Here is a 17,551-nt window from a genome sequence, read left to right as displayed (position 1 = left end):
CATTACCGTTGGGAGCCTCTGCCGCGTATTGCAGAGGCAACCCCCCTCGATGGGCGCAAGGTGAGGATTGTCTGGGACAGCGGAGAGGCGAAGATCGTCGATCTTGCGCCGGCACTGGAAAGCCGCCGCATCTATATTCCGCTTCGGCAGGACGATGCGCTTTTTACTAGGATGGCGGTCAGCGAGGACCGCAATGCCTTGGAATGGCCGGGCGAAGATCTCGAATTCTCTGCCGTGTGGCTCGCCGCGCTGCCATCCGTCACGTTCGATAACCGTGATTTTCGGAACGCCATGGAAAAGCTCGGCATGTCGCTCGACGGCATGGCTTCGGCATTGGAAATTTCGCGCCGTCTCGTCGCGGATTATCGCAAGGACAAGCCGATCCCCCGTCACGTTGCGCTTGCGACCCGTTATCTTGTCGAGCACCAGGGCGAGGCTTAACGCCTGAGTCCGGTCACCTTCTCTATGAAATCGGCGATTGCCGCCGGGTCGTCGAGGTCGAAGACCGGCAGCGCCGTGTCCGTCACCGGATGGTCGGCGGCGATGGCGACGATATGCGGGTCGTTCGGTGCGAGCGGCTCACGACTTTTGGCATCGAGGCGACGGGTCTCGATCTTCGGGACCGGCTCCCGCTTGTAGCCCTCGATGAGCACGAGATCGCAGGGTTCGAGGCGGGCGAGGATGTCGGCAAGGCGCGGCTCTTGCTCGCCGCGCAGCTCGTGCATGATGGCGAAGCGGGTGTCGGAGACGATCGCCACCTCGCTCGCGCCGGCTTCCCGGTGGCGGAAGGAATCGGCGCCCGGCTTGTCGATGTCGAAATCGTGGTGGGCGTGCTTGATGGTAGAGATCCGGTAGCCGCGGCGGGTGAGTTCGGCGATGAGCTGCACCGTCAAGCCCGTCTTGCCGGAATTCTTCCAGCCGGAAATGCCGAAGACGCGGGCAGGGCTCATGCGAGTTCCTCCGCAAAGCGTCGGGCTTCTTCGAGGTCTTCCGGCGTGTTGATGTTGAAGAAGGGATCGAGCGGTCCGCGGGGCGTCCCGATCATCGGGAATTCGACGGTCACCGTGCGGTGACGCCGGAGGAAGGCGGTGATGCGCCGGTTTTCCGGATCGGCAAGCCAGGGTTCGAGATCGTCGGCGATCGAGACCGGCCAGAGCCCGAAGACCGGGTGATTGCGCCCGTCCGACGCGGCGATGACGATCGCGTCCGGATCGGTCGTCCTGGCCTGAAGGCGGGCGACGAGATCGGCCGGCAGGAAGGGGCTGTCCGACGGGACGGTCAGGAGATGGCTGGCGGCGATGCCATGGTCCTCCATGTCGCGGAGGCCGGAGAGCACGCCGGCAAGCGGCCCGGCCTGGCCGCCGAGCCGGTCGGGCAGCAGACGCAGGCCAAGCGGATTTAAAAAGTCTTCGGGCGCATTGAGCGTGATTGCCGAAACCTGGGGCGAGAGCCGCCGGACGATATGGCCGAGAATGGTGTCGCCGCCGATTGTGAGCAACGCCTTCGCCGTGCCCATGCGGCTCGACTTGCCGCCGGCAAGGATCAGGCCGGGAGGGAGTGCCGCGCCGGTCATCCGTCGGCGTCCCGGGTTTCGATCGCGCCTTCGCGGCGGTCGATCTGGCGGACATAGGCGGTTGCGGCAAGCGCCAGCAGTGTCGAGACGGCCATCACGACGAGGAGCGGCATGGCGCCGCCTTCTTCCTTGAGCACGGCCGCCGCCAGCGTCGACATGGCCGCGCCGCCGCCGACCGTGATCGCGCCGCCGAGGCCGGAGGCCGAGCCGGCAAGGTGCGGGCGCACGCTGACGATGCCGGCGTTCGAGCTCGGCAGCGTGAGGCCGTTGCCCACGCCCGTCAGCGCCAGCGGCGCGAAGAAGGCGGTCGCCGACGCCACGTCGCCGAGAAGAATGGCGGTGGTGACGGCGACGCCGATCAGGCTGACGACGCTGCCCGAAAGCATCATGGTCATGGTGCCGAAGCGGCGGGTATAGCGGCCGGAGATGAAATTGCCGACCATATAGCCTGCAGCGATCAGGAAGAACTGCACGCCGAGCATGGTCGGCGTCAGATGGTAGATCGCCGTGCCGACGAAGGGCGCGCCGCCGAGAAAGGCGAAGAAGACGCCGGAGGAAAAGGTCGAGGTGAGCGTATAGCCCCAGAAGCGGCGGGACTGGAAAAGCTCGGGCCAGCTTTTGAATTGCGCCGTGAAGCTCGCCGCCGGCGTGCGGTTCGTCTCGCCGAGATCGGCGGAGACCAGCATCAGGGCGAGAAGACCCAGTCCCAGGATGAGGGCGAAATTCGCCTCCCAGCCGAACAGGTCGTTGAGCGTGCCGCCGACGGTGGGCGCGATCATCGGCACCAGCGACATGCCCATGGTGACATAGGCGATCATCGAGGCGGCACCTTCCATCGGCACGGTGTCGCGGATGATGGCGCGCGGCAGCACGAAGCCCGCGACGACCGCCGTCTGCAGGAGCCGTCCGAACATGAAGACGGTGACATTGGGTGCCGTGATGCAGATCACGGTGCCGACGAGCAGGATGAGAATGCTGCCGATCATCACCCGGCGCCGCCCGAAAATGTCGGAGAGCGGTCCGAGCACGAGCTGCAGCAGGGCGGTACCGGCGATATAACCGGAGACGGCAAGCTGCATGACGGCATAGTCGGTGCCGAAATGGACCGCCATGGCGGAAAGCGACGGCAGGAAGACGTTGAGCGAAAGGGCTGCAAGTCCGGCACAGACGACCAGCGTCACGATATGCGGCGGGGTGCGTCTGTCCAGAAACCGGGTCTGCTGCACGTCTTCTTCCTTTCTGCGCTGCCTTTGCGACCTCTCGTCAGGCCGGCGGGGCCGCGCTTGCCTTCTCGATCGTGACGCCCTGCCGCTTGCGTTCGCGATAGAAGGTATAGAGGCCGGAGCCGATAACGATGGCAGCGCCCGTGAGCATATAGGCGTTCGGGCGCTCGCCGAACAGGAAGACGCCGATCGCCAGCGCCCAGAGGAGGCCCGTGTAGCGAAAGGGCGCGATGAAGGAAATCTCGCCGACGCGCATGGATTTGATGACCGCCTGATATCCGCCGAAGACCAGGACCGCGGCAAGCGCCAGATAGCCGAGCGCTTCAGGGCCGACCGGCTGCCAGCCGCCCATCGGCACGATGAGGAGCGCTCCGACGACGGTGTTGGCAAGCGAGGTGAAGAGCGTCACGGTGAGCGTCGGGATTTCGGCGGTGATCCGCCTGGTCGTCAGGTCGCGGCTTGCGGTGAAGAAGCAGGCGGCAACGGCAAACAGCGCGGCAGGTGTAAAACCTTCCGGCCCGGGGCGGATGATGAGAAGCACGCCGACAAAGCCGACGGCGATCGCCGTCCAGCGCCGCCAGCCGACCGGCTCCCCCAGGAAAAGTGCCGCACCTAACGTAACGGCAAGCGGCAACGACTGCATGATCGAGGAGGCGGCCGCGAATTCGATATGGGCGAGCGCCGAAAGGAAGGTGAGGGTGGCGCCGATCTCGAAGGCGGTGCGCAGCAGCACGAGCGGATGCGTGACGGCCTTGAGAGACAGCCTCACGCCGAGATAACGCGCGACGCAATAGATGAGGACGGTCGCCATGACGCCGCGCACCGCCATGATCTGCGCGATGCCGAGCTCGGAGGTGACGGATTTGACCAGCGCATCGTTGAAGGTGAAAGCCGCCATGGCGAGCGACATGAGGAGCGCCCCCCGCGAATTTTCCGACGATGCCATTCCCGATTCCTCCGGTACCGAAGGTCTCTTAAAGCAATGGCTTACCCACCGCCAGTGCGATTGCGACCTGGGCGGTACGCTCTTGGGTAGAGGTGAACGGAAGTCTAATATGCGATAGAGTGTAAGAAAGCGAATTGTAAGGGTTCCGAATTAACCCTTGTTCAACCGAAATTGCCGACTGTAGGCGCAATCATTCCCGCATGAGGCTGGAATCGTGCCGTTGCCGTTTCGCGAATGCCGCTGACGCGAAAGCCGGTACCTGATTGCAGTTGGGGGAAAAATGTCTTTCATCGATCGTCTTCTTCAAGGCCGCCGGATCGTCACCAAGGTTCTGCTTTTCGTCGTGCCGCTGGTTCTTCTGATCGCCGGCGTCGGCCTTGCCGGCTACTATACGGCGAGCATGCTGAACGGGCACATGACCGTGACGCGCGCGACGATCGAGAACATCGGCGATTTCGAAAATCTCCAGTCCGTGCTCCAGGAATTCACCAGCAAGCCCGACGATGCGACCCTTGCCGCCCTCAGAGAGGGGATCGACCGGCAGGAAAACGGTGTGGAGGTGCTCGAAGGCCTGCTCGTGACCGACGGCGACCGGGAGCGCATCGCGGTCGTGACCGGTCTGGCGCCGGCGCTGCGGGCCGATACCGACGCCCTCTGGGCGATCAAGCAGAGGCGCGATGAGAACGCCACGGCCCTGGACTACAACGTCGACGACATCCGCACCATCGCGACCGGCGTCGCCGACCAGGTAGCCAACGTCCGCAAGCAGTTCGAGGGGAAGGAGAAATTCGCCAAGGGCATGGTGCTGGAAGCCTATGCCTACAAGGCGATCGCCGAGCAGATCGGCGAAGTTCGCAATTCCGTCCGCGAGACGGGCACGGATGACGGTGCGATCAGCACCGCGGACATGTATCTCGGCATTCTCGCCAAGACGTTCGACGAGGTGCAGTCCTTCCTGACGCCGAACGGTGCCAAGCAATTGAAGCCCATCCGCGATGCGATCGACGGCATGGGCGATCTCATCAAGAGCGATCGGCCCGTTCCGGAAAAAGCCCAGGCGATCCGCCTCGCGGCAAGTGCCTTCATGAAATACCAGTCCGAGATGGAGGCCGAGGTCGCCAACAAGGCGGGCAATGCCGCCTCGCGTTTCGCCAGCATCGAAGGGGAAGTGGCGAGCCTTCGCACGCTTCTCGACCGCAGCGCCGAGTCGCTGCGTCTCATCGACGCCATGCAGCTCTACATCGAGCGCCTGCGCGCCACCCAGACGGAAGAGGCCCGCAAGATCGTCCTCGACGTCATGGCACAGTTGAACACGGCGAGCGCCGAGGTCTCCGAACTCGCGCGCAATCCGGCCATGCGTGAATTCGCGCCCATGCTGCAGCCGCGGCTGAAGTCGATCGAGGACGATACGGCCAAGCTTCTGTCGATCGCCGAAGAGTGGAAGACGGCCCGGGCGGCCGCGACCGGAACACTGACCGCCGGCATGGCTGGCCTCAAGAACTTCGTCGCCCAGGCCCAGGAGGTCGGCAAGGAGGACAGCGAGCGCTCGGCCCAGCTCTCGATCGTCGCCATGGTGCTCGGCACGCTGCTCGCCATCGTCGGCGGCCTGATGCTGGTCGAAACCCTGCGCGGCCCGCTGCGCCGTGTCACCGAGGTGATGAAGCGGCTTGCCGCCGGCGACCTCGAGGTCAAGATCGAGGGCCGCGAGCGGGGTGACGAAATCGGCGACATGGTCCGCTCGGTCACCGTCTTCCGCGATGCGGCGCTGGAGAACATCCGCCTGGAGGAAGAGGCCACCGCGGCCCGCGAGCTTTCCAACGCCGAGGCCGAACGCCGTGCTTCGGAGCGCGCCCGCATCGCCGCCGAACAGCGCCAGGCGCTCACCGCTCTCTCCGACGTGCTCGGCAAGCTTGCCGAGGGCGATCTGGAACGCAGCATGGACGAGAACCTGCCGGAAGACTTCGTCGAGATGGCGCGCACCTACAACCAGGCCGTCGAGGCGCTCCGGGCGACGCTGGCCGACGTCCGTTCCACTGCCGAGGAGATCGACGGCGGCACCGGCAATCTCGCCTCGTCCGCCGACGACCTTGCCCGCCGCACCGAGCAGCAGGCGGCGGCGCTGGAAGAGAGCTCGCGGGCACTCCGGCACTTGAGCGATATCGTCCGCTCGACCGCCGAAAGCGCCAAGCAGACTTCGGTCTCCGTCAACGAGACGGAGGAATTCGCGGTCCGTTCCGGCGAGGTCGTGTCCCGCGCGGTTGACGCGATGGGCGAGATCAGCCGCTCCTCCGACAAGATCGCGACGATCATCGGCGTGATCGACGAGATCGCCTTCCAGACCAACCTTCTGGCGTTGAATGCCGGCGTCGAGGCGGCGCGTGCGGGTGAGGCGGGACGCGGCTTCGCGGTCGTCGCCCAGGAAGTGCGCGAGTTGGCGCAGCGCTGCGCCGGTGCGGCCCGCGAGATCAAAGGCCTCATCTCGGCAAGCTCGACCCAGGTCAGCAACGGCGTGCAGCTTGTCGAGGAGACCGGTTCGGCGCTGACCGAGATCATCGGCCACATCACGGACGTCCGCAAACTGGTCGCCCAGATTTCGGCCGCGACCGGCGAGCAGTCGACCGGCATCCACGAGGTGACCAAGGCCGTTCAGGAAGTGGAACTCATCACCCAGCGCAACGCCGCGATGGTCGAAGAGAACAATGCCGAGATCCACGGCCTGCGCAAGCGCGTGGAAATGCTGTCGGAGAAGATCGAGCGGTTCAAGACCCGCGACCCGAACACGAATTTCCACGCCGGCGCCTATGAGCGGCGCGCGGACATGCTGCGCAGCGACGCGGCCTGAGGCCTCAAGGGATCAGAGAGGCGACCGTTTCCAGGAAGCGTTGCCCGCTGATTGGAAGCTCCGGTTTCAACCAGGACGCCGCCATCGGCAACGATGGCGGCGTCGGCGTGACTGGACGGTAGCTGACGCCAGGCCGGGGATGGTGCGACAGGCCCGCGGTGACGAAGCCCATGCCGGCGCCGGCCGCGACAAGCCCGACAAGCGTCGTCATCGGCGTCACTTCCTGGACGATGCGCGGGCTGATGCGCTCTTCCTGAAAGAGGGCGATGAAGCGGTCGTGGATGCTGGGTCCGACGCTGCGCGGAGCAATCAGCAGCGGCTCGCCGGCGAGATCGGCAATCCGGATTTCGGTCCGGGAGGCGAGCGGATGGCTGGCGGGCAGGGCGAGCACGAACGGCTCGTCCGGCAGTTCGCGGATGGCCAGATGCGGACTGGCGAGCGGCGGATGCAGGATGGCAAGGTCGATCGTACCCATCGTCAGCGCCGTTTCGAGCGACGGCGAATTCATCTCGGAAAGCTCGACTTCCACGTCGGGATAGTGCCGGCGATAGGCCTGCACGGCCTCCGGCAGCACGCCGTAGAAGGCGATCGCGGTGAAACCGAGCCGCAGCCGGCCGACTTCGCCGCGCATTGCTCGCAGCGCCTGTTCCTTGGCGAGATTTGCATTCTCGATCGCCCGCCGCGCCGGTTCGAGAAATGCCTTGCCGGCAGGTGTGAGGGCGACGCCGCGGCGGTCGCGGGCAAAGAGCTCCGTGCCTATCTCGAACTCCAGGGCCCGGATGCGCTGGCTGAGCGAGGGCTGGGTGAGATGCAGCCGTTCGGCCGCCCGGCGGAAATGCAGCTCTTCGGCGACGGCGACGAAACACGCCATGGACCGGATATCCATAGGAGCTCCTGATTAAAATTCCCTATCACAGATCGTGATATTCCGATTGGAACGCAATCAGCGTGACCCTTATCTTCTTTCGAAGCAAGGCTTTTGTCCCTCGACAGTCAACGGGAAGGCGTGGATCATTGCCGAAATCCGGTCATTTCATGGTGCCGAGCTTGGTTGCGCTATTGGCGTTCCTTGCGCTGATATCCGGCGCGGCAGCCGCTTTCGCGGTCGTTGCGGACAATCACAGCAGCGGCTTCACGCGTTACGCCCGGGTCGACCGGCCCGACGGGACTTACCGCAACATGCTGGTCGACAATGCCTCGCTCGAAGCACTGCGTCGGGGCGGACCTGCGGAGACGATGACCATCCTGATGGAAAGCTTTTCCGATGACGACCTGACGACGGTCTTTGTCAAGCGCCGCAAAGAGGGCCGCTGGACCTATGGTTCGATCAGGCCCGGTGAAGGGCTCGACGCATTCCGGCCGAGCCCGCCCTGTGCCACCTGCCATCGGGCCGCCGGCGCGAGCGACGGCACGTTCACCCGGCCGATGCTGGAGGGGTTCGTGAAGACCGGAGCGGAGCAGCAGACCTACTGCGACCGTCCGGGCCGCTCGCCCTGCAGCCCGGATGTCTATCGGCGGACATCGCGCTGATCCGCGAAAGTCAGGAAACGGGTGGCCGGCGGCGCCCCGATCTGGAATTTGGATCCCGCACTTGATGAAAACAGCAAAGCGGAGATCCCATGAAAATCCTTGAAGGAAAGATCGCAATAGTCACCGGTGCGAGCGCCGGCATCGGCCGGGCTGCGGCAAGGCTTTTTGCCGATGAAGGCGCAAGCCTGGTGGTCACGGCAAGACGGGCCGGACTGCTCGACACGCTGGTCGAGGAAATCGAGGCTGCCGGGGGCAGGGCTGCGGCCCTTGCGGGAGACATCCGCGACGAGGACCTGCATCGGCGGCTGGTGGAAACGGCGGTGGAACGTTTCGGCGGGCTCGATTTCGCCTTCAACAATGCCGGCGGCACGGTCGCCTACGGCCCGGTGACCGAAACATCCGCGGACGACTGGCGCACCACGCTGGAGCTCAACCTCACCAGCGGGTTCCTTGCGGCGAAATACCAAGCGCCGGCGATGATCGCCCGCGGCGGCGGCTCGATCGTCTTCACGTCCACCTTCGTCGGCCACAGCGCCGGCATGCCCGGCATGGGCGCCTATGCTGCCGCCAAAGCCGGGCTTGCGGGTCTCGTCCAGGTGCTGGCGGCGGAACTCGGACCGCACAAGGTGCGGGTCAACGCCCTGCTGCCGGGCGGGGTCGACACGGACGCCAATCCGATCAACTTTCCGGGCGCGCTTCCCGAGACGGTCAGCTTCATCAATGGACTGCATGCGCTGAAACGGGTCGCGCAGCCGGAGGAGATCGCCAAAGCCGCACTGTTTTTGGGTTCGGACATGGCGAGCTTTGTGACGGGTTCCTCGATGCTCGCCGACGGCGGCGTCTCGATCAGCCGGACGTGAGAAAAAGAGCGCTGGCGCTTTTTAGCCGCCGGTGACGCTCATGTGGCGGGCGAGGGCGGGCTTCCTGTGCTGGCGGTCGATGATGAAGTCGTGGCCCTTCGGCTTGCGGCCGATCGCTTCGTCGATCGCCGCAGAGAGATAATCGTCGCTCTCGGAGGCGCGCAGCGCCGTGCGGAGGTCCGCCGCGTCGTTCTGGCCGAGGCACATGTAGAGCGTCCCGGTGCAGGTGAGCCGCACGCGGTTGCAGCTCTCGCAGAAGTTATGGGTCATCGGCGTGATGAAGCCGAGCCGTCCCCCGGTTTCCTTCACCTCGACATAGCGGGCCGGTCCGCCGGTCTTGTAGGGAATGTCCGCGAGCGTGAACTGCTCCTCGAGATCGGCCCGCAGCTCGGAAAGCGGCAGGTATTGATCGGTGCGGTCCTCGTCGATCTCGCCCATCGGCATGGTCTCGATCACCGTCAGGTCCATGCCGCGCTCATGCGCGAAGCGGATCATCGCGGGGATTTCGAGCCGGTTGAAATCCCTGAGCGCCACCGCGTTGAGCTTGATCTTGAGGCCGGCCTTACGGGCGGCGTCGATGCCTTCCATGATCTTGTGGAAATCGCCCCAGCGGGTGATCGTCTTGAATTTTGCGGGATCGAGCGTGTCGAGGGAGACGTTGATGCGGCGCACGCCGCAATCGTAGAGCTCGTCGGCGTAACGGGCGAGCTGGGAGCCGTTGGTCGTCAGCGTCAGCTCGTCGAGCGCGCCGGACTGGAGATGGCGGCCGAGCTCGCGCACCAGGAACATGATGTTCTTGCGCACCAGCGGCTCGCCGCCCGTGAGGCGCAGCTTGCGGACACCCTTGGCGATGAAGGCGGAACAGAGCCGGTTCAGCTCTTCGAGCGTGAGCAGGTCCTTCTTCGGCAGGAAGGTCATGTTTTCCGCCATGCAATAGGTGCAGCGGAAATCGCAGCGGTCGGTGACCGAGACGCGCAGGTAGGTGACCGCCCGGCCGAACGGATCGATCATCGGCGCCTTGTCGGCGATGATTGGCGCTGCCCCTCCGATCGGTCCTGCGAAACTGTTCACGTGATAATCTCCCTTACCCCACAGGTGGGGACTTCGAGCCTCTGCTTCAAGTGTATGACAATCGGCCCCATGAGAACAGGGGCGAGTGTAAAACAGCTTGCGGCGGAGCGGACGAACCCATAATCCTCCGGCGGGTATATGACAATCGGGAGCTCCACCATGAGCGAGATCTGGCCGACGGAACTCAGGGTTTCGAAAGACCGCCGCACGCTCAGCGTCACCTTCAACGACGGCCGCACCTTTCCGGTGCCTGCCGAGACGATGCGGGTTCTTTCTCCCTCGGCGGAAGTGCAGGGCCATGGCCCGGGCCAGAAGGTGACCGTGCCGGGCAAGCGGAATGTCGGGATCGCGGCGATCGCGCCGACCGGCAATTACGCGGTGCGCATCGCCTTCGACGACGGTCACGACAGCGGCATCTTCACCTGGTCCTATCTGCGCGAGCTCGGGGAGCATGGGGGCGACCTGTTTGCGGATTACGAGCGCGAGCTTGCCGAAAAGGGTTTAAGCCGCGATGCTTAGATCCAGAAGCGATCCAGGAGACATGAGCATTGGCGGCTGAAGCATATTCGAGCGATCTCGCGCAGGTCGTCGTCCTGCTGGGGGCAGGCGTCGTCGCCGCGCCGCTCTTCAAGCGTGCGGGACTCGGGTCCGTGCTGGGTTATCTCGCCGCCGGACTGGCGATAGGTCCCTTCGGCCTCGGCGTCTTCTCCGATCCGCAAGCCATCCTGCATGTGGCCGAGCTCGGCGTGGTGATGTTTCTCTTCATCATCGGCCTCGAAATGCAGCCGTCCAGGCTCTGGGGCATGCGCAAGGACATCTTCGGCCTCGGAGCCTTTCAGGTGATCGCCTGCATCGCCGGGCTGACGGGGATCGGCATCGCCTTCGGCTTTCCGTTCGGTCCGTCCTTTGTCGCCGGCACCGGTTTCGTCCTGACCTCGACGGCGATCGTCATGCAGATGCTGCAGGAGCGGAACGCGCTTTCGACGCTGAAAGGCCAGCGCATCGTCGCCATCCTCCTCTTCGAGGATCTGGCGATCGTGCCGCTTCTGGCCCTCGTGACGCTGGTCTCCACGGCGGAGGCGACCGCGACGCCCGCGGAACGGTGGACGTCGATCGGCATCGCGATCGCCGCGGTCGCCGCTCTGATTCTCGCCGGACGCTACCTGCTCAATCCGTTCTTCCGGCTTCTCGCGACCTCCGGCGCGCGGGAGGTCATGACGGCAGCGGCCCTCCTGGTCGTCTTGGGTTCGGCGCTCGCCATGCAGATGAGCGGGCTTTCCATGGCGATGGGAGCGTTCCTGGCCGGCGTGCTCCTGTCGGAGTCGTCGTTCCGCCATCAGCTCGAAGCGGATATCGAACCCTTCCGCGGCATCCTGCTCGGCCTCTTTTTCCTGGGTGTCGGCATGGCGATCGATCTTGCCGTCATCGCCGCCAACTGGCAGATCGTAGTCGCCAGCGTTGTCTCTTACATGATCCTCAAGGCGCTGATCATCTACGTCGTTGCGCGGCTCCTCCGAACCTGCCACAGCGAAAGCTTCGAGCGCGCCGTCCTGATGGCGCAGGGCGGGGAGTTCGCCTTCGTCCTCTATGCCGCGGCGATGTCCGAGGGGGTGATCGACGCGCAGACCAATGCGATCCTGACGGCAACCGTCATCATATCGATGGTCCTGACGCCGCTGATGGTGATCCTGCACGACCGGCTGACGCCGGAACAGGAGCCCGATACGGAGGGGCTCGCCCTGCCGGAAAATGTCGAAGGCTCCGTCCTGATGATCGGCTTCGGCCGCTTCGGGCAGATCGTCAGCCAGCCGCTGCTGGCGCGGGGCTACACGCTTTCGATGATCGACAAGGATGTGGAATTCGTGCGCGATGCGGGAGAGTTCGGCTTCAAGGTCTTCTATGGCGACGGGTCGAGGATCGACATTCTTCACGCCGCAGGCGCAGGCACCGCGAAAGCGATCCTGCTCATGATGGACGACAAGGAGGCCGCAATCAAAACGGCGGAAATCATCAAGGAGGAATTTCCGCTCGTTCCGCTGCTGGCACGCGCTTATGACAGAGGCCATGCCATCGACCTCATCCATGCGGGCGTCGATTACCAGATCCGCGAGACCTACGAATCGGCCCTGACTTTCGGAAGGGAGGTCCTGCATGTCCTCGGCGAGGAGCCTGAGATGGCCGACCAACTGGTCGAGGAATTCCGCTCCGTCGACAAAGAGCGCTTCGCGCTCGAACTGGTCGGCGGCATCTATGCCGGGCGCTCGCTGATCCGGGGCAATGCCGGCCCGGCCGATCTCGTGGCCGCAAGAACCGCGCAGGAGCGCGAAAGACGCGCGGCGGAGCAGGCGGAGCTGAAGGAACAGCCCTCATAGGCGCCGGTCAGGCTTGCTCGGTCTCCTCGGCGTTTTCCGCCTGCAGCGCCAGGATGATTCTTTCCATCGACTCGGCCATGGCATGGCACTGCTCGATCGGCGTCGAGGAAAGCGTCCGCTCGATCAGCGTCGTCTGGATCGCCATCGCCTCCTCGGCAACGGCCCGGCCTTCCTGCGTGAGATGGAGGCGCAGCACGCGCTTGTCCTTCTGGTCGCCGCGGCGTTCGACGAGGCCGCGCTTTTCCATCTGCGGCAGCGTCATGCTCATGTTGGAGCGGCCGACCAGCAGCTTGCGGGCCAGTTCCTGCTGCGAGATCCCTTCGAACCGGTAGAGGTTGACGAGGATGTCGAGATGCGGCGGCTTGATGTCTAGGCCGGAAAGCTCGCGCGTCAGCACGGTCTGCATGAGCTGGCAGGCGCGCGCCACGGCGACCCAGCTTTTAAATCGCGGATGATCCCACGGCAGGGATTGATTTTTGTTCATGTTTGTACTTTATTGTTCAAGATTGAACATTATCGGATTTTTCCACTATGCCAAATTTTGCGCTCAAGGTCATCCGTCTCGCCTTCGCCATGTTGGGAAGGCTGGCTCCTCAAACCGCGGCAAAGCTCGCTTTTGCGCTTTTCTGCCGCACGCCGTCGCGCCGCCCGAAGGGCGAGAAGGCCCGGATGACGGAGGCGGAGGGCCGGGAAAGGCTCGCAGCGGCCGAGAGGATGCCGTTTCCGGCCGGGAAATCCACCGTCATGGCTTACCGCTTCGGCGACGGCAGGCCCGGGCGCCGGCGTTATCTCGTCGTGCATGGCTGGGGGTCGAGCGCGGCCTACATTTCCGCCCTGCCGGCGGGGCTTGCGGAAAGCGGGGCCGAGGTCGTGGTGCTCGATTTTCCAGGCCACGGTCTTTCGAGCGGCCGGAGCCTCAACATGCGCCAGGCGGTGGATACGGTGGTGGAGGCCGAGCGACGCTTCGGCCGTTTCGACGCAGTGGTCGGCCATTCCTTCGGCGGTGCGGCTTCGATGCTCGCGGCCGGCGGCGTGATGAAGGGGGCCGGCGCGATCTCGCCTTCGAAGCTGGTCGTGATCGGATCGCCCAGCGATATCCACTGGCTGTTCGACGATTTTTCGCGAATGGTCGGGCTGGCGCCGCGCGTCAAGGCGTTGCTGATCCAGCACGCGGAGCAGGTGGCGGGTGCCTCGCTCGACGATTTCGACACGGTTGCCGCCGCCGCGCGGCTCGGCAAGCCCGTGCTGGTCGTGCATGCGGAGGAGGACAAGGAGGTCGCATCCCACCATGCTCGCCGCTTCGGCGATCTTGCGACGGCGCAGCTCCACTGGGCGAACGGTCTCGGCCATCGCCGCATCGTCAGCGACCGTGGCGTCATCGAAACGATCGGCGCATTCCTGTCGGAGGATATGCCACCGGTTCATGAAGCCGCCGGAAGCGGGGCCGCCGCTTGATCGCCGAAACCTGTCATCATACTGTCACCCGCGCCGGCTAAGGCCGGAGCGATTGCGGGGACGATCCATGACCATCATCACATCCGTCGAGGAACTGAAGGCCATCTACGAGGGCGTGTCTGATGCCTCCCTCGTCAAGGTGACCAAGGTGCTGACGCCGGAATACCGGCAGATGATCGAGGCTTCTCCCTTCGTGGCGCTCGCGACCGTCGGGCCGGAAGGGCTCGACTGCTCACCGCGCGGCGACCTGGGCGGTGCAGTGCGAATTCAGGACGAGGCGACGCTGCTTCTGCCCGACTGGCGCGGCAACAACCGCATCGACTCGCTTCTCAACATCGTCCGCGATCCGCGCGTGGCGCTGATGTTCCTGGTGCCGGGCTCCAATACGGCCATGCGCATCAACGGCCGGGCCGTCGTCTCGGTGGAGCCCGCGCTGCTGGAAAGCTTCGAGATGGACGGCAGGCATCCGCGCAGCGTGACCGTCATCACCATCAACGAGGTCTATTTCCAGTGCGCCCGGGCGCTGATGCGCGCGGAACTCTGGAATCCGGAGCGCTTCGTCGATCCGAAGAGCCTGCCGACGCCCGGCGCTCTTTTGAAGGCCGCCAAGGCGGATTTCGACAAGGAAACCTACGACCGCGAATGGCCGGAGCGCGCCGCCAAGACCATGTGGTAGCAGGCCGCGGCGAGGATCCAGTCCGCTTCCGGATCACCTGAAACCTACTTCCTGTAGATCAGCCAGTTCTTGCCCGCATAATCCTTCTTCATGCCTTCTTCGAAGAAGACGGTGCGGTTCCGGCCGCCGTTCTTGGCATGATAGAGCGCGGTATCGGCGTCGGCATAAAGTTCGCCGGGATCGCCCGCCTGCGAACCCATGGCGAAGCCGAGGGAGAGCGTGACCGGGCCGTAGTCGACGCCGGAGCGCGAATTGCGGAAGGTGCGGGTCTCCAGCGCGCGGCGAACCCGCTCGCAAAGGATCATGACCTCGTCCGGCGTATTGCCTTCGACGATCATGGCGAATTCCTCGCCGCCGGAACGGGCGACGAAGACATCCTTGCGGACGTTGGAACGGATCACGGAGGCGACGCTTGCGAGAATCTTGTCGCCGACCGGGTGTCCGAAGCTGTCGTTGATCTTCTTGAAGTTGTCGATGTCCGCGAGCACGAGCGCGACGACCGGCAGGACGGCGGAATTGTTGTAGATCGATGCGAGACGCTCGTCGAAGGCGCGGCGATTGGCGATGCGCGTCAGCGAATCCGTGTTGGCGATGCGCTTGTATTCGTCGAGTTCCTTGCGGACCTGATCCATTTCTTGGCTGCGCTGCGCGACCCCGCCGACTGTCTTTTCGCCATGGGCGATCGTCGTGCCCGTCGCTTCGTTGAGCAGCGAAATGGCATTGCTCAGGAGTTCGGTCGAGAAATTGCTCTTGGAGTTGATCCGCTGCGCGGTCTCTCCGAGCAGCCTGCTGTAGCTCTCCAGCGAGTTCTGCTCCTGACGCAGCAGCTTCAGAAGAGAGTCGAGCTCTCCGAGCAGCCTGGTATGCGCATTCTCGACGACGGCTACCTGCCCCGTTCCGAGATAGCGATGGGAGAGATCGTCCAGCTCTTCCTGGGACGCCCGGTTTCCGAGTGCCGCAAGATCCCGGGTGAGGTCGGGATTCGAGCCGATATAGGCTTCATAGAACAGCTGATAGTTGCGGGGTATCGGCGCAACGCCCATCGATCGCACCGCATAGATGATCTGACTGATCAGATCGCCAGGTTGCGCCTTCGGCGCCGTTGCCGTCGTCATCGACGATCCCCACTGATTCCGCCCGTATTGATGACCAGAATTAGTATGTGAAAAATATTGGAAAAGAATTAAGGGTCCGCTCTGAACAGCTTGTTCTTAATTTTATTTCGCCATCGCGCGTTAACCAATTCCCTTTGAACGGAAGAGCTTGCGGAACGCCACTCAGAAGCCGTCTCACCTTGCGAGTGTAATAAATTATCAGAAAAGTCGCTTCGAACGGATGAAAGCCCCGCGGTCCGTCGAGACGCGAGGCTTCTTCCCATCCGGGCGCCGGTCAGCCTTTTATTTGGGGCCGATCATGTTTTCCGGCCGGACGTACTGGTCGAATTCCTCGTTCGTCAGATATCCGCCGCCGACCGCTTCTTCGCGCAGCGTCGTGCCGTTCTTGTGTGCGGTCTTGGCGATCTTGGCGCAGATATCGTAGCCGAGCCTGCCGTTGAGCGCGGTGACCAGCATCAGCGAATTCTCGACGCCGCGCTTGATATTGTCCTCACGGGCTTCGATGCCGACGACGCAGTTGTCGGTGAAGGAGACGGCCGCATCGCCGAGAAGCTGGACCGACTGCAGGAAGTTGTAGGCCATCATCGGATTGTAGACGTTGAGCTCGAAATGGCCCTGGCTGCCGGCGAAGGTGAGTGCCGCGTGGTTGCCGAAGATGTGGGCGCAGACCTGCGTGAGCGCCTCCGACTGGGTCGGATTGACCTTGCCCGGCATGATCGACGAGCCCGGTTCGTTTTCCGGCAGCGACAGTTCGCCAAGGCCGGCGCGCGGGCCGGAGCCTAGGAAACGGATGTCGTTGGCGATCTTGAAGAGGGCTGCGGCGGCCGCATTGATCGCTCCGTGGGCGAAGACCATCGAGTCGTGCGAGGCGAGCGCTTCGAACTTGTTCGGCGCCGTCACGAAGGGCAGGCCGGTGATCTTCGAGATTTCCTCCGCGACCTTTTCCGCAAAGCCGACCGGGGCGTTGAGGCCCGTGCCGACGGCCGTGCCGCCCTGGGCGAGCTTGCTGAGGGCGGGGAGCGTCAGTTCGATATTGGCGATCGCCGAGGCGACCTGCGCGGCATAGCCGGAGAATTCCTGGCCGAGGGTCAGCGGCGTGGCATCCTGCGTATGGGTGCGGCCGATCTTGATGATGTGGGCGAAGGCCTTGACCTTCACGTCGAGCGCCGCATGCAGGTGCTTCAGCGACGGGATGAGGTGGTGGACGATCTGTTCGACGCAGGCGATGTGCATGGCCGTCGGATAGGTGTCGTTCGACGACTGGCTCATGTTGACGTGGTCGTTCGGATGCACCGGCTTCTTGGAGCCCATCACGCCGCCGAGCATTTCGATCGCACGGTTGGAGATGACCTCGTTGGCGTTCATGTTCGACTGGGTGCCGGAGCCGGTCTGCCATACGACGAGCGGAAAGTGATCGTTGAGCTTGCCGTCGATGACCTCCTGGGCCGCATCGACGATCGCCTTGCCGAGAGCGGGGTCGAGACCGCCGAGCGCCATGTTGACGCGGGCCGCGGCCTGCTTGACGATGCCGAGGGCACGGACCACGGCGAGCGGCTGCTTTTCCCAGCCGATCTTGAAGTTGCCGAGCGAGCGCTGCGCCTGAGCCCCCCAATAACGGTCGCCTGCCACTTCGATCGGGCCAAACGTATCGGTTTCGGTGCGGGTCGATGCCATCTTCGCTGCCTCTGCTTTCTCGTGGTCGCTGCCGGCCTCGGGTCTTCAACAACGCGTTACCGCGTGGGATGCCGGCCGGCGGGCATTACTATACGATTGGTATGCGTCCGCAAGACGGGGAAACGGGCTTTTTGGTACGTTGCCGGCGTGCTTTTTATGACACGGGAAGCGGAATTATACGACATTTTCCTCGCCCGCCTGTTGTCGCTGCGGC

At 64.2% G+C, this 17,551-nt stretch carries 17 protein-coding genes; 8 read left to right on the top strand and 9 right to left on the bottom strand.

The annotated features are described in order from the left end of the window. The first annotated feature begins 18 nt into the window (after positions 1-18). Positions 19-441: a DUF2442 domain-containing protein gene (locus ACMGE0_RS18525; RefSeq protein WP_436817389.1), complete on the top strand. Its 423-nt coding sequence runs from the start codon at positions 19-21 to the stop codon at positions 439-441. On the opposite strand, the gene mobB is transcribed toward ACMGE0_RS18525, so the two are convergent. The 4 genes from mobB to ACMGE0_RS18505 are packed head-to-tail and all read right to left on the bottom strand — an operon-like array spanning position 438 to position 3,742. Then, positions 438-950: a molybdopterin-guanine dinucleotide biosynthesis protein B gene (mobB, locus tag ACMGE0_RS18520; protein WP_436817342.1), complete on the bottom strand. Its 513-nt coding sequence runs from the start codon at positions 948-950 to the stop codon at positions 438-440. The genes ACMGE0_RS18525 and mobB overlap by 4 nt on opposite strands. After that, positions 947-1,573 carry a molybdenum cofactor guanylyltransferase MobA gene (gene mobA / locus ACMGE0_RS18515; protein ID WP_436817341.1) on the bottom strand — a complete coding sequence of 209 codons (627 nt, stop codon included), beginning with the start codon at positions 1,571-1,573 and terminating at the stop codon, positions 947-949. The genes mobB and mobA overlap by 4 nt, the downstream gene beginning before the upstream one ends. Beyond that, positions 1,570-2,799 (bottom strand): multidrug effflux MFS transporter, encoded by a 1,230-nt coding sequence (locus ACMGE0_RS18510; protein ID WP_436817340.1) that lies wholly within the window; start codon positions 2,797-2,799, stop codon positions 1,570-1,572. The genes mobA and ACMGE0_RS18510 overlap by 4 nt, the downstream gene beginning before the upstream one ends. A 37-nt stretch (positions 2,800-2,836) precedes the next feature. Further along, complete coding sequence (locus tag ACMGE0_RS18505; protein ID WP_436817339.1) at positions 2,837-3,742, bottom strand: DMT family transporter; 906 nt, start codon at positions 3,740-3,742, stop codon at positions 2,837-2,839. Positions 3,743-4,022: 280 nt separating this feature from the next. Between ACMGE0_RS18505 and ACMGE0_RS18500 the strand changes: the two genes are divergently transcribed. Next, positions 4,023-6,584 carry a methyl-accepting chemotaxis protein gene (locus tag ACMGE0_RS18500; protein WP_436817338.1) on the top strand — a complete coding sequence of 854 codons (2,562 nt, stop codon included), beginning with the start codon at positions 4,023-4,025 and terminating at the stop codon, positions 6,582-6,584. A 4-nt stretch (positions 6,585-6,588) separates the two neighbouring features. Here ACMGE0_RS18500 and ACMGE0_RS18495 read toward each other — a convergent pair whose 3' ends face one another. After that, positions 6,589-7,470 (bottom strand): LysR family transcriptional regulator, encoded by an 882-nt coding sequence (locus ACMGE0_RS18495; protein ID WP_436817337.1) that lies wholly within the window; start codon positions 7,468-7,470, stop codon positions 6,589-6,591. Between the two features lie 128 nt (positions 7,471-7,598). On the opposite strand from ACMGE0_RS18495, the gene ACMGE0_RS18490 reads away from it, so the two are divergent. Together ACMGE0_RS18490 and ACMGE0_RS18485 are read left to right on the top strand one after the other, a co-directional pair. Continuing rightward, entirely contained in the window at positions 7,599-8,114 is a 516-nt protein-coding gene (locus tag ACMGE0_RS18490) for a hypothetical protein (protein ID WP_436817336.1), read from the top strand. 89 nt (positions 8,115-8,203) lie between these two features. Then, positions 8,204-8,974 carry an SDR family oxidoreductase gene (locus ACMGE0_RS18485; RefSeq protein ID WP_436817335.1) on the top strand — a complete coding sequence of 257 codons (771 nt, stop codon included), beginning with the start codon at positions 8,204-8,206 and terminating at the stop codon, positions 8,972-8,974. A gap of 21 nt (positions 8,975-8,995) precedes the next feature. Here the strand turns inward: ACMGE0_RS18485 and moaA are convergent, their stop codons facing one another. Then, positions 8,996-9,985 (bottom strand): GTP 3',8-cyclase MoaA, encoded by a 990-nt coding sequence (moaA, locus tag ACMGE0_RS18480; RefSeq protein WP_436817388.1) that lies wholly within the window; start codon positions 9,983-9,985, stop codon positions 8,996-8,998. Positions 9,986-10,204: 219 nt separating this feature from the next. Here moaA and ACMGE0_RS18475 point away from each other — a divergent pair, with 219 nt between their 5' ends. Next, on the top strand, positions 10,205-10,564 hold the full coding sequence (locus ACMGE0_RS18475) for a gamma-butyrobetaine hydroxylase family protein (RefSeq protein WP_436817334.1): 360 nt from the start codon (positions 10,205-10,207) through the stop codon (positions 10,562-10,564). Positions 10,565-10,593: 29 nt separating this feature from the next. After that, positions 10,594-12,417, top strand: coding sequence for a monovalent cation:proton antiporter-2 (CPA2) family protein (locus ACMGE0_RS18470; RefSeq protein WP_436817333.1), 1,824 nt, complete (start codon positions 10,594-10,596; stop codon positions 12,415-12,417). Positions 12,418-12,424: 7 nt separating this feature from the next. On the opposite strand, the gene ACMGE0_RS18465 is transcribed toward ACMGE0_RS18470, so the two are convergent. Continuing rightward, a complete protein-coding gene (locus tag ACMGE0_RS18465) occupies positions 12,425-12,901 on the bottom strand; it encodes a MarR family winged helix-turn-helix transcriptional regulator (RefSeq protein WP_436817332.1) in 477 nt (158 codons plus the stop codon). A gap of 47 nt (positions 12,902-12,948) precedes the next feature. Between ACMGE0_RS18465 and ACMGE0_RS18460 the strand changes: the two genes are divergently transcribed. Further along, entirely contained in the window at positions 12,949-13,872 is a 924-nt protein-coding gene (locus tag ACMGE0_RS18460; protein ID WP_436817331.1) for an alpha/beta hydrolase, read from the top strand. Positions 13,873-13,939: 67 nt separating this feature from the next. Further along, a complete protein-coding gene (locus tag ACMGE0_RS18455) occupies positions 13,940-14,548 on the top strand; it encodes a pyridoxamine 5'-phosphate oxidase family protein (protein ID WP_436817330.1) in 609 nt (202 codons plus the stop codon). Between the two features lie 44 nt (positions 14,549-14,592). Here the strand turns inward: ACMGE0_RS18455 and ACMGE0_RS18450 are convergent, their stop codons facing one another. Next, complete coding sequence (locus ACMGE0_RS18450; protein ID WP_436817329.1) at positions 14,593-15,663, bottom strand: GGDEF domain-containing protein; 1,071 nt, start codon at positions 15,661-15,663, stop codon at positions 14,593-14,595. A 282-nt stretch (positions 15,664-15,945) separates the two neighbouring features. Next, entirely contained in the window at positions 15,946-17,337 is a 1,392-nt protein-coding gene (gene fumC / locus ACMGE0_RS18445; RefSeq protein WP_436817328.1) for a class II fumarate hydratase, read from the bottom strand. Between the last annotated feature and the right edge of the window lie 214 nt (positions 17,338-17,551).

It is taken from the genome of Neorhizobium descurainiae (assembly GCF_051400715.1).
Taxonomy (GTDB): Bacteria; Pseudomonadota; Alphaproteobacteria; order Rhizobiales; family Rhizobiaceae; genus Neorhizobium.
The sequence above is the reverse complement of the archived record's forward strand: the minus strand, read 5'-3'. Positions and strand labels throughout refer to the sequence as shown.

Coding starts and splice junctions, on each gene's coding strand:
- ACMGE0_RS18505 (WP_436817339.1), bottom strand. CDS start 3,742: ATGGCATCGTCGGAAAATTCGCGGGGGGCGCTCCTCATGTCGCTCGCC.
- ACMGE0_RS18450 (WP_436817329.1), bottom strand. CDS start 15,663: ATGACGACGGCAACGGCGCCGAAGGCGCAACCTGGCGATCTGATCAGT.
- fumC (WP_436817328.1), bottom strand. CDS start 17,337: ATGGCATCGACCCGCACCGAAACCGATACGTTTGGCCCGATCGAAGTG.
- ACMGE0_RS18460 (WP_436817331.1), top strand. CDS start 12,949: ATGCCAAATTTTGCGCTCAAGGTCATCCGTCTCGCCTTCGCCATGTTG.
- ACMGE0_RS18500 (WP_436817338.1), top strand. CDS start 4,023: ATGTCTTTCATCGATCGTCTTCTTCAAGGCCGCCGGATCGTCACCAAG.
- mobB (WP_436817342.1), bottom strand. CDS start 950: ATGAGCCCTGCCCGCGTCTTCGGCATTTCCGGCTGGAAGAATTCCGGC.
- ACMGE0_RS18465 (WP_436817332.1), bottom strand. CDS start 12,901: ATGAACAAAAATCAATCCCTGCCGTGGGATCATCCGCGATTTAAAAGC.
- moaA (WP_436817388.1), bottom strand. CDS start 9,985: ATGATCGATCCGTTCGGCCGGGCGGTCACCTACCTGCGCGTCTCGGTC.
- ACMGE0_RS18455 (WP_436817330.1), top strand. CDS start 13,940: ATGACCATCATCACATCCGTCGAGGAACTGAAGGCCATCTACGAGGGC.
- ACMGE0_RS18495 (WP_436817337.1), bottom strand. CDS start 7,470: ATGGATATCCGGTCCATGGCGTGTTTCGTCGCCGTCGCCGAAGAGCTG.
- ACMGE0_RS18485 (WP_436817335.1), top strand. CDS start 8,204: ATGAAAATCCTTGAAGGAAAGATCGCAATAGTCACCGGTGCGAGCGCC.
- mobA (WP_436817341.1), bottom strand. CDS start 1,573: ATGACCGGCGCGGCACTCCCTCCCGGCCTGATCCTTGCCGGCGGCAAG.
- ACMGE0_RS18475 (WP_436817334.1), top strand. CDS start 10,205: ATGAGCGAGATCTGGCCGACGGAACTCAGGGTTTCGAAAGACCGCCGC.